16 protein-coding genes, 3 tRNA genes and 1 pseudogene are annotated in these 13,696 nt (G+C 49.7%); 17 read left to right on the top strand and 3 right to left on the bottom strand.

Going from position 1 to position 13,696, the window contains the following annotated elements; translation table 11 throughout:
• From QZ105_RS10605 to QZ105_RS08755, 5 genes and pseudogenes are all read left to right on the top strand, one after another.
• A pseudogene (locus QZ105_RS10605) lies at positions 1–161 on the top strand (serine dehydratase); the annotation flags it as partial.
• Between the two features lie 21 nt (positions 162–182).
• On the top strand, positions 183–557 hold the full coding sequence (locus tag QZ105_RS08770; RefSeq protein ID WP_293729540.1) for a RidA family protein: 375 nt from the start codon (positions 183–185) through the stop codon (positions 555–557).
• Positions 558–742: 185 nt separating this feature from the next.
• Positions 743–818: transfer RNA gene (locus QZ105_RS08765), tRNA-His, on the top strand.
• Between the two features lie 45 nt (positions 819–863).
• Positions 864–939, top strand: a tRNA-Gln gene (locus QZ105_RS08760).
• 3 nt (positions 940–942) lie between these two features.
• Positions 943–1,018: transfer RNA gene (locus QZ105_RS08755), tRNA-Lys, on the top strand.
• Between the two features lie 187 nt (positions 1,019–1,205).
• Here the strand turns inward: QZ105_RS08755 and QZ105_RS08750 are convergent.
• Positions 1,206–2,240 (bottom strand): aminotransferase class I/II-fold pyridoxal phosphate-dependent enzyme, encoded by a 1,035-nt coding sequence (locus QZ105_RS08750; RefSeq protein WP_293729539.1) that lies wholly within the window; start codon positions 2,238–2,240, stop codon positions 1,206–1,208.
• A 282-nt stretch (positions 2,241–2,522) separates the two neighbouring features.
• The gene (locus tag QZ105_RS08745; protein WP_293729538.1) at positions 2,523–3,173 is read right to left on the bottom strand and encodes a DedA family protein; all 651 of its coding nucleotides are present in this window, start codon (positions 3,171–3,173) and stop codon (positions 2,523–2,525) included.
• Between the two features lie 169 nt (positions 3,174–3,342).
• Between QZ105_RS08745 and QZ105_RS08740 the strand changes: the two genes are divergently transcribed.
• The 3 genes from QZ105_RS08740 to QZ105_RS08730 are packed head-to-tail and all read left to right on the top strand — an operon-like array spanning position 3,343 to position 6,179.
• Positions 3,343–4,209 (top strand): methionyl aminopeptidase, encoded by an 867-nt coding sequence (locus QZ105_RS08740; protein WP_293729537.1) that lies wholly within the window; start codon positions 3,343–3,345, stop codon positions 4,207–4,209.
• 53 nt (positions 4,210–4,262) lie between these two features.
• Entirely contained in the window at positions 4,263–5,576 is a 1,314-nt protein-coding gene (locus QZ105_RS08735; RefSeq protein WP_293729536.1) for an ATP-binding protein, read from the top strand.
• Positions 5,577–5,594: 18 nt separating this feature from the next.
• Positions 5,595–6,179 (top strand): hypothetical protein, encoded by a 585-nt coding sequence (locus QZ105_RS08730; protein ID WP_293729535.1) that lies wholly within the window; start codon positions 5,595–5,597, stop codon positions 6,177–6,179.
• 63 nt (positions 6,180–6,242) lie between these two features.
• Here QZ105_RS08730 and QZ105_RS08725 read toward each other — a convergent pair whose 3' ends face one another.
• Positions 6,243–6,590, bottom strand: coding sequence for a cupin domain-containing protein (locus tag QZ105_RS08725; RefSeq protein WP_293729534.1), 348 nt, complete (start codon positions 6,588–6,590; stop codon positions 6,243–6,245).
• A gap of 176 nt (positions 6,591–6,766) precedes the next feature.
• Here QZ105_RS08725 and QZ105_RS08720 point away from each other — a divergent pair, with 176 nt between their 5' ends.
• The 9 genes from QZ105_RS08720 to QZ105_RS08680 form a co-directional block, all read left to right on the top strand.
• On the top strand, positions 6,767–7,543 hold the full coding sequence (locus QZ105_RS08720; protein ID WP_293729533.1) for an amino acid ABC transporter substrate-binding protein: 777 nt from the start codon (positions 6,767–6,769) through the stop codon (positions 7,541–7,543).
• A gap of 133 nt (positions 7,544–7,676) precedes the next feature.
• On the top strand, positions 7,677–8,321 hold the full coding sequence (locus QZ105_RS08715) for an amino acid ABC transporter permease (RefSeq protein ID WP_293729532.1): 645 nt from the start codon (positions 7,677–7,679) through the stop codon (positions 8,319–8,321).
• Between the two features lie 12 nt (positions 8,322–8,333).
• The gene (locus tag QZ105_RS08710) at positions 8,334–9,092 is read left to right on the top strand and encodes an amino acid ABC transporter ATP-binding protein (protein ID WP_293729531.1); all 759 of its coding nucleotides are present in this window, start codon (positions 8,334–8,336) and stop codon (positions 9,090–9,092) included.
• Positions 9,093–9,395: 303 nt separating this feature from the next.
• Positions 9,396–11,003, top strand: coding sequence for a Na/Pi cotransporter family protein (locus tag QZ105_RS08705; protein ID WP_293729530.1), 1,608 nt, complete (start codon positions 9,396–9,398; stop codon positions 11,001–11,003).
• A gap of 415 nt (positions 11,004–11,418) precedes the next feature.
• Entirely contained in the window at positions 11,419–11,607 is a 189-nt protein-coding gene (locus tag QZ105_RS08700; protein ID WP_293729529.1) for a hypothetical protein, read from the top strand.
• Positions 11,604–12,062 carry a hypothetical protein gene (locus QZ105_RS08695; RefSeq protein WP_293729528.1) on the top strand — a complete coding sequence of 153 codons (459 nt, stop codon included), beginning with the start codon at positions 11,604–11,606 and terminating at the stop codon, positions 12,060–12,062. Before QZ105_RS08700 ends, QZ105_RS08695 begins: the two co-directional genes overlap by 4 nt.
• 134 nt (positions 12,063–12,196) lie before the next feature.
• Positions 12,197–12,736 carry a biotin/lipoyl-binding protein gene (locus QZ105_RS08690; protein WP_293729527.1) on the top strand — a complete coding sequence of 180 codons (540 nt, stop codon included), beginning with the start codon at positions 12,197–12,199 and terminating at the stop codon, positions 12,734–12,736.
• Positions 12,711–13,181: an HlyD family efflux transporter periplasmic adaptor subunit gene (locus tag QZ105_RS08685; RefSeq protein WP_293729526.1), complete on the top strand. Its 471-nt coding sequence runs from the start codon at positions 12,711–12,713 to the stop codon at positions 13,179–13,181. Before QZ105_RS08690 ends, QZ105_RS08685 begins: the two co-directional genes overlap by 26 nt.
• 13 nt (positions 13,182–13,194) lie before the next feature.
• The coding region (locus QZ105_RS08680; protein WP_293729525.1) for an ABC transporter ATP-binding protein at positions 13,195–13,696 on the top strand (502 nt) is incomplete at its 3' end.

The following is a 13,696-nucleotide window of genomic DNA, read 5'->3' as shown; positions in this document are numbered from 1 at the left end:
GGATCGGCAGCTTTATTTCGGCCGACGAAGCTTTCGACGCTATGAAAAGCGTGGGGGACCAGCTTCCCTGCGCTTTGAAGGAAACTGCCGGCGGCGGCATGGCCGTAACGCCGACAGCTCTGGCCTGGGCTAAGCAATATTTCGCCCGGGCTGATAAATAAAAAAGCAAAGGAGATTTTAGTATGCAAGTTATCGCAAGCAGCAAAGCGCCTAAAGCCTTAGGCCCTTATTCCCAAGCTATTTTAGTAGGCGGCACCTTGTACATGTCGGGACAGATTGCTATTAACCGTCTGACCGGCGAATTTGTGCAGAGCAGCATCGAAGCGGAAACCGAACAGATTATGCATAATATTGAAGCCGTGCTGGAGGAAGCGGGCTATCATCTGCAAAACGTAGTTAAGACTACGATTTTTGCTACGGATATCAAAGATTTTGAAGCCATCAACGGCGTGTACGCTAAATACTTTAAAATCGACCCGCCGGCACGCTCCTTTGTGCAGGTTGCGGCTTTGCCTAAAGGCGCGCGGGTAGAAATCGAGGCCATCGCTTACAAATGAGCTGCGCTCTGAAAATTTTTAGTTGACTTCCAGAATTGCAGAAAATTTTCGTGCTGACACTTTTATTTTAAAGGCGGCAATTTGTGTAAAAGTTTTACAGATTTTTTGCAAAAGGTATTGACGAAAAGGGCGCTATATAGTATAATACTATTCGTCGCCAAGCTATTCAGTTTGGAAACAATTTGGTGGCTGTGGTGAAGTGGTTAACACGGCGGATTGTGGCTCCGTTACGCGTGGGTTCGACTCCCACCAGTCACCCCACCTTTCAGAATGCTTTGCATTCCAAGGTTAACCATATTTTACGATTGGGGCGTAGCCAAGTCGGTAAGGCACGGGACTTTGACTCCCGCATGCGTTGGTTCGAGTCCAGCCGCCCCAGCCATGTGATTCACTAGCTCAGTTGGTAGAGCACCTGACTTTTAATCAGGGTGTCCCGGGTTCGAGTCCCGGGTGGATCACCACGAAAATTGACGCCGTAGCATAAGCTGCGGCGTTTTTAATTTACTAAATTCTGTTGCTAATGGCGCTGCTTGATACATAATGTCAGCGCAGGCAAAATTTAAAAAGGCAAATGCAAGATTTCCGGCATAATAAAAGACTCAAACCATAAGCGCTGCTGCGCCGTGGCTTGAGTCTTTTGCTTTTTGCTTACAGCTCGTTAATCATGGCGATTAGTCTGTCCACCTCTTCGTCTTTCGTGGCCCAGCTTGTGCAGATGCGCACGCTGTAGTTGCCGTCGGGAAGATAGGCGATATGGCTCAGGGCAAATTCTTCGCTGAGCTTAGCGAATTGCGCGGGCGTCATAATCACGAATTGCTGGTTGGTAGGCGAATCGGTAACGAATTTAAAGCCGCGGGCCAGCAGCGCTTCGCGAATTTTCAGTGCTTGCAGCGTGCCCTTGGCGCAGATTTTAGTGTACAAATCATCGGTGAAAATAGCACCGTACTGCACGCCTAAAAGACGGCCTTTGGCCATTATCGCGCCACATTGCTTGGCAATGGTGCGGAAGTCCGGCTTGAGGGCGTCGTTGGTGATAACAACGGCTTCGCCAAAGAGCAGGCCGCACTTAGTGCCGCCAATATAAAATACGTCGCAGTTAGCCGCAAGGTCGGCCGCCGTCATATCGTTGTCCGGAGCGCCCAGCGCATAGCCCAGGCGCGCGCCGTCCACGAACAAATACAGGCCTGCTTCCTTACATACGGCGTACAGCTCCTGCAGCTCTTGCTTGCTGTACATGCTGCCGATTTCCGTGGGCTGGGAAATGTAAACCATTTTCGGCTGCGCCCAATGCTCGCGGGACGGGTCGGTATCGTATTTAATCCATTCGGCCTTAATTTGAGCTGCGGTCAGCTTGCCGTCGTCGCTGGGCAGGGGCAGCACACGGTGACCCACATGCTCGATAGCTCCGGCCTCGTGGGTATTGATATGGCTGGGCACGGCGCCGAAAACAGCCTGGTGCGGGCGCAGCGCGGCGCAGATAACCGTCAGGTTGGTTTGGGTGCCGCCGACCAAAAAGTGTACGTCGGCGTTGGGGCAGCTAAAGGCCTTTTTAATTTTTTCTCTTGCCTCGTCGCAGTACGGGTCCAGCCCGTAGCCGTCGGTTTGTTCCATATTGGTTGCGATCAGCCGTTCTAAAACGGCGGGATGGCAGCCTTCGGTGTAGTCGCTGTTGAATCTGTACATAAATAAACCCCCTCGAAAAATCAAATTATATATTACTAATTTAGTCTGCAGCAATATCTTTTCAGTCAACTTCGCTTTTTAACGCTCATTTCGCGAGGAACAATCACGAAGCTGCGGGAAAATTTGTTAGTAGAAAACGAAGTCTTCTGCGCCCTTGCTTCTATTGTTCCAATCGCTTATGAGCTAAAAGCTTTATTCCTTCAAAGATATTACTGCAGGCATTAAGTATTGCTTTAGGTGGTGAAATGATATTGTAAGGTAATAATTATTTCGCTGCCAGCTTTAATTTTTGTGCAGCAGCTTCTTGCCGAATAATTCGTAAAGAACTGGCAGTACGGAAAAGATAACGATGCCCAGGGTTACGAGCGTAAAATTATGCTTGATAGCGGGAATATTGCCAAAGAAGTAGCCGCCGCCGACAAAAAGAAAAACCCAGGTTACGGCGCCGATTACATTATAATGGGCGAAGGTCAGATAATGCATTTTGCCTATGCCTGCCACAAAGGGTGCGAAGGTGCGCACGATGGGCACGAAGCGGGCGAGGAATATAGCTTTGTGACCGTGTTTTTCATAAAAGGCGCTGGCCTTGTCGATGTGTTCTTTTTTAATCAGGCTGTGCTTGGCGTTGATTAAATGCAGCCCCAGCTTTTCGCCGATCATATAATTGCAGGCGTCGCCTAAAATTGAAGATATTAAAAAGATAATGGTGACAATTTTTATGTCCATGCCCTCCGGCGCAGTAGCGGCCAAAGCGCCGCAGGCGAAAAGCAGGGAATCGCCGGGCAGGAAGGGGGTGACGACCAAACCCGTTTCACAAAATACAACTAAAAATAAAATTGCGTAAATCAAATGACCATAGGCCGCCATAATCTCCGGCAGATGCTTGTCGAGATGCAGCACCAGGTCGATAAAATACATTGCGTAAGCTTCCATTCCTTTTTCTCCTTTTTCACTATCGATATAAAAATATTTTAGCAGAAAAATTTCTTCTTGTCATAATATTTTCGCAGGGAGCTGTGATTTTTTCCTTAAAAATGTGATAAAATAAAAAACATAATCAGCAAAATTTTAATAAGTGATAAAGACAAGGAGTATATTTGATATGGAAGAAAAAGAAGCATTATGCTGGTGCGGAAGCGGTAAAGTTTACACCCATTGCCATCAAATGAACGACGCTAAGCTGGCGCTGCTGCAATCCCAAGGGCAGGAAGTGCCTTCGCGTGATATGATTAAAACGCCGGAACAGATTGCCGGTATCCGCGAGGCCTGCGCTATCAATACGGCGGTGCTGGACGAGGTGGCGAAATACATTAAGGCCGGTATGACTACGGAGGAAATCAACACCATCGTTTACGATTTTACTATCGCTCACGACGCGGTGCCCGCGCCCTTGGGTTTCTGCGGTTTTCCTAAATCCGTCTGCACTTCGGTCAACGATCAGGTGTGCCACGGCATTCCCAGCGAAAAGGACGTGCTGCGCAGCGGCGATATTGTCAACGTGGACGTGTCCACTATTTATAAGGGTTATTACGCCGACGCTTCCCGCATGTTTATGATTGGCAAGGTGAAAAAGCCTGCGGCCGATTTGGTGGCTATCACTAAGCAATGTTTGCTCAAGGGCATTGAAGCGGCGCAGCCATGGGCCCATCTGGGCGATATCGGCGCGGCGGTTTCCCAGCTGGCGCGCAAGCACGGCTACAGCGTCGTTACCGAATTTGGCGGTCACGGCGTGGGTATAGATTTTCATGAGGACCCATTCGTCTGCCATGTGGGCAAGCGCAACACGGGTATGGTGCTGGCTCCCGGTATGATTTTTACCATCGAGCCCATGATCAATATGGGCCGCAAGGATATTTTTGTGGACGCGGCTAACGACTGGACCGTTTATACCAATGACGGCAGCCTTTCCGCTCAATGGGAGCACACGATTTTAATTACCGAAAACGGTCCGGAAATTTTGACTTACTGATAAGACGTTTGACGTGGATAAAATTCAATTTATAGAAGAAATGGGAGCTTAATATGCACAAGCTTGTAGCGCAACTCATCGTTTACCGCAATCTGCCGCCGGATAATCTGCTGCTGCCGTTGGCGGATATCTGCGAAAAATTCAGCAGCGGCGTTTATCAGCGGGAGCAGCTGGTGGCCCGCATCTACGACCAGGTGCATAAGCTGTTGGACGTGGCGACGGTTTACGGCTTCGATAAAAATTTATGGCATAACTATCTTACCTATTTATTGGTGAGCTGCGAGAATCCCTTCGCCATTACCTGTGAAAAGGAAGGGGCTTGCGACGGCAGCGTTAATCAGTTTGCGAAAAATGATTTTGCCGTGTTCAAGCAGCTTTTCGATTATGATTTCAGCGAGCTGGAGCAGAAGCTGAATATCAACTGCTTTTCCGTAATCAGCAATTATCGGGCCGTAGTGAAAAAGGAACGCCGCTATAATAAAAATATCAGCGAAAAGGTGCAGGCCCTGAGCGCCGCCATCGAGCAGGCCGCCGACGCCGACGCAGTTTTTACGCTGGTAACGGATTTTTATAAAGCCTACGGCGTGGGCAAGCTGGGCTTAAATAAAGCCTTTCGCCTGGTGCATGAGGAGGCTGGCGTGGAGCTGGTGCCTATTTCCAATACGGAAAGCATCACCTTTGACGACCTTATTGGATACGAGCGGCAGAAGCAGCGCCTTATTGAAAATACCGAAGCCTTTGTGGCTGGGCGTCCGGCCAATAACGTGCTGCTCTTCGGCGACAGCGGCACGGGCAAGTCCAGCAGCATTAAGGCCGTCATCAATAAATATTACGACCAGGGCTTGCGGCTGATAGAAATTTATAAGCACCAGTTCCGCGATTTGTCCGCCGTTATTGCCGGTATCAAAAACCGCAATTATCGCTTTATTATTTATATGGACGATCTTTCCTTTGAGGATTTTGAAATCGAGTATAAATATCTCAAAGCTATTATCGAAGGCGGGCTGGAGGTGCGCCCCGATAACATTCTGATTTACGCTACCAGCAACCGCCGCCATTTGATTAATGAAACATGGAAGGACCGCAATGATTTGACGGAGGAGGACGGCATTTATAAATCGGATACCATGCAGGAAAAGCTGTCCCTGGTTAATCGCTTCGGCTGCACAATTTATTACGGCCAGCCGGATCAAAAGGAATATTTCAATATCGTTTGCCAGCTGGCGCGGCGGCAGGGCATTACGCTGGAAGAAGCGCAGCTGTGCGCCGAGGCTAAAAAATGGGAGCTGAACCACGGCGGCATTTCCGGACGCACAGCGCAGCAGTTTATCAATTATCTGCTGGGCGTAAGGGAGCCTGCCGAATAATGTCAGCGGGAGGCAAGCATGACTAATTTTACTAACGTGATTTTTTGGTACTGGCTGTACAACCAATTATTCTTTTTGATTGGCGCCCTGGGCTTTTTGCTGGTGCTGTTCGTAGTCGGGTTGTTGGGGCTTGGCGGTATGGATACTGCCGTCAGCTTTGTCTTGGACGTGCTGTTGCTGAGCCTGCTGTATAAATGGTTCGGACGCTTTTACTGGCGCGGCAGGCTGGTGCAGTATGCGCAGGCGGGCAAAACGCTGGCGACGGCCGCCGTGCTGCCCGTAATTGTCGGCTGCGTGGTGCTGACCGTTTGCTTTGCGTTGGTAGGCGGCAATCATAAGGAAACGATGATTGGCATGCCCTTTTTGGCCGTGGTTAATCTTAGCTTTGCCTATCTGCCCCTGGCCAACAGCGTATGGACTATGCTGGTGCTGGCGGTGGGCTTTAATTTGCTGTCGCTGGGCTGCTTCGTGCGTTATTGCCGCCAGTATGCGGCGCTGACGCTGCCCTGGCGTACTTTGGTTAAGTATTTGGCATATTGCTTTGCAATTTGCACGGGCGTTATTTATTATTTTACGCTGGCTGCTGCCGGTGCGCTTAAATGAATATAGCTGAATAGAAAAAAACTGCCGCGTCAGGCGTTGAGCCTGCATGGCAGTTCTTTTTTGTCAGCATTTGATTACCAAAGCCTGCAAAAGCAAATCCTCGGCGGCGTCTTTGGCATTGCCTATGGAATGGCTTTCGCCGCTGGGGCAGTGTACGGTGTCGCCGGGATGCAGAAGCATCGGCGTGCCGTTATCGTTGTATTCGGCCGTGCCCTGGAGTACGACGATGGTTTCGCTGTTGCCCGTGTGCTGGTGATAGCCAAGATTGCAGCCCGGCTTGAGCGTTACCTTGGCGTACATTACTACGCTATCGTTCAGCAGTTTTTCGTCCAGATAATGTTCGATGATAACGTCGCCGTCGCCGCCGAAGCGGTTGGAGCAGATATCGGTTTTACTATTTTTAATCAGCATATGCTTTGCCTCCTGTAAAGCTTTATTATATTCTATTATACTGCAAGCGGAGAGAAAAACCAAAATTTTTCGCATTAGTACTTTACAAATTTAATATACTAAAGTATAATATGCTTGTACTCACTAAGAACTGCTTGCCAGGCAAGCGAAAATTTTGCGAGAGGTGTAAAGGTGAAATGAAAAAATTATTAGCTTTAGTTATGGGCCTGATGATGATGTTAATGATGGTTGCCGGCTGCGGCAGCGACGGCCCGAAAAAAATGGTTATCGGTCTGGACGATAATTTCGCGCCCATGGGCTATCGTAACGAAAAGAATGAAATCGTCGGCATGGATATCGATTTGGCCCGCGAGGCCTGCAAACGCGCAGGTATGGAGGTTGAATTCAAGCCTATCGATTGGGGCGCTAAGGAAGCCGAGCTGAAATCCAAACGCATCGACGCTATTTGGAACTGCTTCACCGTTAATCCGGAGCGTGAAAAAGTTTACGGTCTGTCCAAGCCTTACATGGTTAACGCTCAGCTGGTAGTTGTTCCTAAGGATTCTTCCATTCAAAAAATTGCCGACCTGAAGGGTAAGGTAGTAGCCGTACAGGACGACAGCACCGGTTCTTATCTGCTGGAGCTGGCCGAGCACAAGGAATTAAAAGATTCCCTGAAGGATTACCGCAAATATCCTGACTTTGCCGCTGTTTACATGGAGCTGGATAATAAGCGCGTAGACGCCGCTATCGTTGACGCAGTATTGGCTCGCGGTTATTATGACAAGCTGAAACCCGGCCAATACAGAATTTTGGAAGAAACCATGGGCGACGAGGTTGTAGCTATCGCTTTCCGTAAGGACGATAAGGAATTCCTGCAGCGCATCGACAAGGCTATGGATGAAATGAAGAAAGACGGCACCTGCAAAAAGATTTCCGAAAAATGGATGGGCGCCGACATTACTAAATACTAATGCAGTAAAATTTGCGAGGGCCGAAGCAGTTCGGCCCTTTCTTTGTCTTTTCCTTGTAAATACTTTAGTAAAGTGCTACAATAAAGCATGACTGACATTACTGCGGTTGAAAATTTATTTGATGGAGAAAATTATGGATTACGTTTTAAGAATCATCCCCCAGATGATGGAGGGCTGTATAGTTTCCTTTCAGGTCTTTCTGATTACCATTGTGTTAAGCATTCCGCTGGGTATCTTGTTGAGCCTGGGCCGTGTGTCCGGGATTAAGCCCTTGCAGAAGCTGATAGGGTTTTATGTGTGGGTGCTGCGCGGCTCGCCGCTGATGCTGCAAATCTTTTTCGTTTACTTCGTGCTGCCGTCCGTAGGCGTGCGCCTGCCCGACTTTGAATCGGCCATCGTAGCCTTTGTGCTGAATTATGCCGCTTACTTCTGCGAAATTTTCCGCGCAGGTATTCAGGCGATTCCTCAGGGGCAATACGAAGCCGCTCATACTCTGGGCATGAATTATGTTCAGACCATGCGCCGCATTATCCTGCCCCAGGTAATCCGCATTATTCTACCGCCTATCAGCAACGAAACTATTACGCTGGTTAAGGATACGTCTTTGGTTTACGTTTTGGCGATGAACGATTTGATGCGCACGGCGCGCAATCTGGTGCAGCGCGATTTCAGCATTACTCCTTTTATCGTAGCGGCAGTTTTCTATCTGGCGGCTACGCTGGTGCTGACCGTGCTGTTTGAGCGTCTGGAAAAACACTTCTCCAGATACGACCAATAGGAGGAGCAATAGATGAATAAAATCAAAGCGCAAAATATCTGGAAAAAGTTTAATAAGCTGGAGGTTCTCAAGGGCATCGACCTGGAGGTCAACGAGGGCGAGGTAGTAGCCGTTATCGGTCCGTCCGGCGGCGGCAAAAGCACGCTGCTGCGCTGTCTGAACAAGCTGGAAACCGTCGACTGCGGCAGTATCGCCATCGACGGCGAGGTTCTGTGCCGTGAAACCGGTTCTGGTGCGGAATATGTAAGCAAGAACGATGTGCGCCGCGTGGCCTGCAAAATGGGCATGGTGTTCCAGCAGTTTAATTTGTTTCCCCATATGACGGTGCTGCAGAATCTTATCGAAGCGCCGGTAAACGTGCAGAAGCGCGATAAAGCGCAGGTCATTAAGGAAGCGGAGGCGCTTTTGGCTAAGGTTGGCCTGTCCGATAAGCGGGACGAGTATCCCCGCAAGCTGAGCGGCGGCCAGCAGCAGCGCGTAGCTATCGCCCGCGCTTTGGCGATGAAGCCGTCCATTATGCTTTTCGACGAGCCTACTTCTTCGCTGGACCCGGAGCTGACGGGCGAGGTTTTGAAAACCATGCGCGAGCTGGCCGAAGAAAAAATGACCATGGTGGTAGTGACTCACGAAATGGGTTTTGCCCGCGAAGTGGCTACTAAGGTTGTCTTTATGGCCGACGGGCATGTGCAGGCGCAGGGTACGCCGTCGGAAATTTTTGATAATCCGCAGAACGAGCGCTTGAAGGCTTTCCTAAACGTAATTCTCAAATGAATATTTCGCAGCCGTTGGGTTTGCCGCCCGGCGGCTGCTTTTTTCACAAACATGTTACTAGCTGGACTAACTTTGGTCATATCCATTTGCTACAATAGTAATCGGAGAAAGGAAGAACCCCTTGAGCGAAGCAAGCGCTTCTTTCTAACGACTCCACTAAACATATCTTTTCATCATACACCTCTCCTTAAATTACGCCGTACAGCACGCTAACGTACGGCGTAATTTTTTTGAAAAATTTTACGCAGATTTGATTTTCTAGTATAATAGAAGCACCAATAATATGAGAGGTGCAATTAACTTATGCTTGTTTATTTTTTAGGCTTTTTAGGCGGCATCGCCTTGTTTATGTACGGCATGCAGCTGATGGGCGACGGTTTGCAGAAGGCGGCCGGCGCTAAGCTGCAAAAAATATTGGAGGCCATGACCGGCGTGCTGGCTATGGGCGTGCTGCTGGGCGCGGTCGTTACCGCCGTGCTGCAGGCCAGCGGCGCGACGACGGTTATGACTGTGGGCCTGGTGAACGCCGGGCTGCTGACCCTCAAGCAGGGCTTCGGCATTATCATGGGCGCCAATATCGGCACGACCATGACGGCGCAGCTTATTGCCTTTAAGCTGTCTGATTATATCACCGTGCTGATTTTCGTCGGCTTTTTGACGCAGCTTTTGGCCAGGCGCCGCCGCGGCAAATATTTGGGACAGGTAGTGCTGGGCTTTGGTATTTTGATGTTGGGTATGGATATGATGGGCAAGGCTGTGATGCCCTTGCGGGATTATCCCGGCTTCGTCGATTTTATCAGTCATTTTTCCAGTAATCCTCTGCTGGGCATCTGCGTCGGCACGGTTATGACGGTGCTGATTCAGTCCAGCAGCGCGACGATAGGTATCCTTATCGCGATGGCTGGGCAGGGGCTGATTCCTTTGGAGGGCGCTATTCCCGTGCTGCTGGGCGATAATATCGGCACCTGCGTAACGGCGGTGCTGGCGTCGCTGCGGGCCAATATTACGGCTAAGCGGGTGGCTGTGGCTCATGTAATGTTCAATGTAATCGGCAGCATTATCTTCGTAACCTTTATGCATTGGTTCGTGCAGATAGTTATGTATGTGTCGCCGCCTCAGGACATTGCCCGGCAGATCGCCAACGCTCATTCGGCTTTTAACGTTATCAATACGCTGCTGTTTATGCCCTTCGTTAATCCTTTTATTAAGCTGGTGGAACGCCTTGTGCCCGGTAAGGACGACAGTATTTCCCTGCGTCCGGTTTATCTGGATAAAGCTATGCTGAGCACGCCCTCCATCGCCATGAGCCTGGCGGTGAAAGAGGTAGTGCGAATGGGCAATCTGGCGCGTAAGGATGTGCGCCTGGGCATGGAAGCCATTCAGACTTACGATGCGGAAAAAATAAAATATGTGCTGGAACACGAGCCGGTAGTGGACGCGCTGGAGCGGGATATTACCGATTACCTGACGGAGATGAGCTCTACGGAAATGAGCGAGGCTGTGTCCGCGCGTCATACCGGCCTGCTGCACGCTTGCAACGATATCGAGCGTATCGGCGACCATGGCGAAACGCTGGCGAAAAAGGCGCGGATGATTTTTGAGGACGAGGTGCATTTTTCCGAGGAAGCGCGGCAGGAGCTGCTGCAGCTGAGCGAAATGGTGCTGCGGGCTAGCGGCAGGGCGTTGGAGGCTTTGGAGAAAAACGATAAGGACATCGCTGCCGACGCTATCCGTTTGTGCCGCGAGGTAAAGCATTATCAAAAGGAAATCCGCAAGAACCATATTGTGCGTTTGAACGAGCACCGCTGCGACCCCGTGGCCGGTTTCGTGATGCTGGAGCTGCTGATAAATATGAAGCGCGTGTCCGACCATTCCAAGAACATCGGCCAGCTGGTGCAGGGCACATTTTAGCAGTAAAGAAATAAAATCTTTAAGCTCTGGCTGCATTGCCGTTAGCGCATGGCAGTCAGAGCTTTTTATAAGAGTGAGTCTAAAAATTCTAAAAGCCAATTATTTTTTTGCAACGTTTTGTTAAGAGAATTTTTTCTTGTCCGCAGACTGTAAGTCTGTTATAATAATTTAAAGTGAATCTTTGAAAATAAAAAAAGCAGTAAACGGCAGCTTTTTCAAGAGCGCCGCGATTATTTCGCAAGCATTATTAAGTTTAAGCGAAATTTAGCAGTACCGAGCTGACTACAAATTTTAACGTAGTCAGTGGTACTGCTTTTTTATTTTGGCAGAGGAGGTTGGAAGTGTGAGTGCAAACAGTGAACCAAATTACGTAAACGCTTTTACGCAAAATATGTTATAATTAAGGAGGGAAACCATGACTCAAAGTAAATTTGAAAATCTGCCCATAAGCAACGACTTCATGTTTAAAAAGGTAATGCAGAACAAATATCTCTGCCAAAAATTAGTCGGCGCAATTATGCAGCAGGAGATTGCCGATATTATTTATACGGAAACTGAAAAAACTATCGAGCCTTATTACGACAGCAAGGGCGTGCGCCTATGATTTTAGTATTCATTTGCGCTTTCGATTTATTCGGTGAAGGACGTTATCTCTATACCTTTAAAAGCCGATGCTTGGAAAATTTAGAGCTGGAACTAAAAAACGACGTTTCCGTATTGCTGCTCAATGCACAGGGAATGCGAGGCGAGGTAAGCCAAACAGTTAAGAATTTTTTGCGTTATGTTAATGACCATATTCCTACAGATGCTTTCACACAGGAAGTGGAGGCAGAGGTAGTGAGGTTGCGGCAGGACAAGGAAGTGAGGCGAGAATTTATGGTATTGGAAACCAGATTAAAGGACGAGCGCATGGCTGGGCGTGCGGAAAGAGATCGTGAAAACGCTTTGGAGATGCTCAAGGATAAGGAGCCTTTAGCTAAAATTATGAAATATTCACGCATGAGTAAGGAAGAAATTTTCGCTTTAGCTAAAGACAACGGACTGGAACTGGCGGAATAAAACTTTTCTTGCAATTTGCTGCGGCCTTTGCTATACTAAGCGTAGAAGACTGTATTCTGTTACAGCCAGAATGCAGTCTTTCTTTTACCGATAAATTCAAATTCAAATTTTAATTATAATGCGAGGTGATGAACATGACTCTTACTCGCGGTCATAAACAGGCGCTGGCTGCAGCGCTGCTGGCGGCTGTATTAGCAGGCGGATTTTTTTACTATCGCGCCAATCAGGACGACGGTAAGCTGACGCTGTACGGCAATGTGGACGTGCGGCAGGTATCGTTGGCTTTTAACGCCAGCGAGCGCATTGACAGTATGCTGGCAGAGGAGGGCGACGCTGTGAAAAAAGGCCAGCTTTTGGCGACGCTGCGCACGGACACGCTTAAACTGAATATTGCTCAGAGCAAGGCGCAGATTCAAACGCAGGAGGCGGTAGTGGAGCGCCTGCATAACGGTTCGCGTCCGGAAGAAATTGTGCAGGCCGAAGCGCGGCAGCGCGAGGCGACGGCCGACCATGAGTATGCTTTGCTGTATAAAAAGCGCATGCAGAATTTATACGAGCAGTCCGCAGTCAGCAAGCAGCAGCTGGACGACGCCAACGCCCGTTATAAGGCGGCGGCCGGAGTCTGGGACGACGCGCGCGGCGCAGCGTTTGGCAGAAATAGGACCGCGCGTTGAAGATATCCGGCAGGCAGAGGGGCAGCTGGCGTCCTTGGAGGCTAATTTAAAAATTCAGGAATATAATTTGGAGCAGTCGCAGCTTATTTCGCCATTGGACGGCGTGATTCGCTCCCGTTTGCAGGAGCCCGGCAATATGGTGACGCCGCAGAATCCTGTGTATCTGATTACGGTTGACGAGAAGAAATGGGTGCGCGCTTACGTTTCCGAAACGCAATTAGGAAAGGTAAAGCCCGGGCAGCAGGCGCAGGTAATTATCGACAGCTATCCCGACAAGCCTTTGCGCGGCAGCATAGGTTATATTTCGGATACGGCGGAATTTACGCCTAAGAACGTGCAGACGCCGGAGCTGCGCAGCGACCTCTTGTACGAAGTGCGCGTTTACGTGGACGATACGGACAACGTGCTGCGCCTGGGGATGCCCGCTACAGTAACGGTTGAGTAGAAGGTGCGTTGTTATGGAAAAAGATTTTGCCGTTGTTGCGGAAGGACTGACGCGAATCTTTAACGACGCGGCGGCGCATAAAAAAATATACGCTTTGCGTGAAGCGTCGCTGAAAATACCGCAGGGACGCATGACTGCGTTAATCGGGCCGGACGGCGCAGGCAAGACGACGTTTTTGCGTATGTGCTGCGGCTTGCTGCGTCCCGACGCAGGCTCGCTGGAGGTTTTGGGACGGGACGTCGTGCGCTGCGCGCAGGAAATCCAGTCGCGTATCAGCTATATGCCGCAAAAGTTTGGCCTGTACGAAGATTTAAGCGTGCAGGAAAACATGAACCTGTACGCCGATTTGCACGGCATCGCCGCGGAAGCACGGCAGCAGCGCTTCGCACGGCTTTTGCAGATGACGGGCCTTGCTCCCTTTACCGACAGGCTGGCGGGAAAGCTGTCCGGCGGCATGAAGCAGAAGCTGGGATTGGCCTGTACGTTGGTGCGTTCGCCGGAGCTGCTGCTTTTGG

The sequence above is a fragment of the uncultured Phascolarctobacterium sp. genome, from assembly GCF_905212365.1.
Classification (GTDB): Bacteria; Bacillota; Negativicutes; order Acidaminococcales; family Acidaminococcaceae; genus Phascolarctobacterium_A.
Note: the sequence above shows the minus strand (reverse complement) of the source record. Positions and strands in the feature narration are given on the sequence as shown.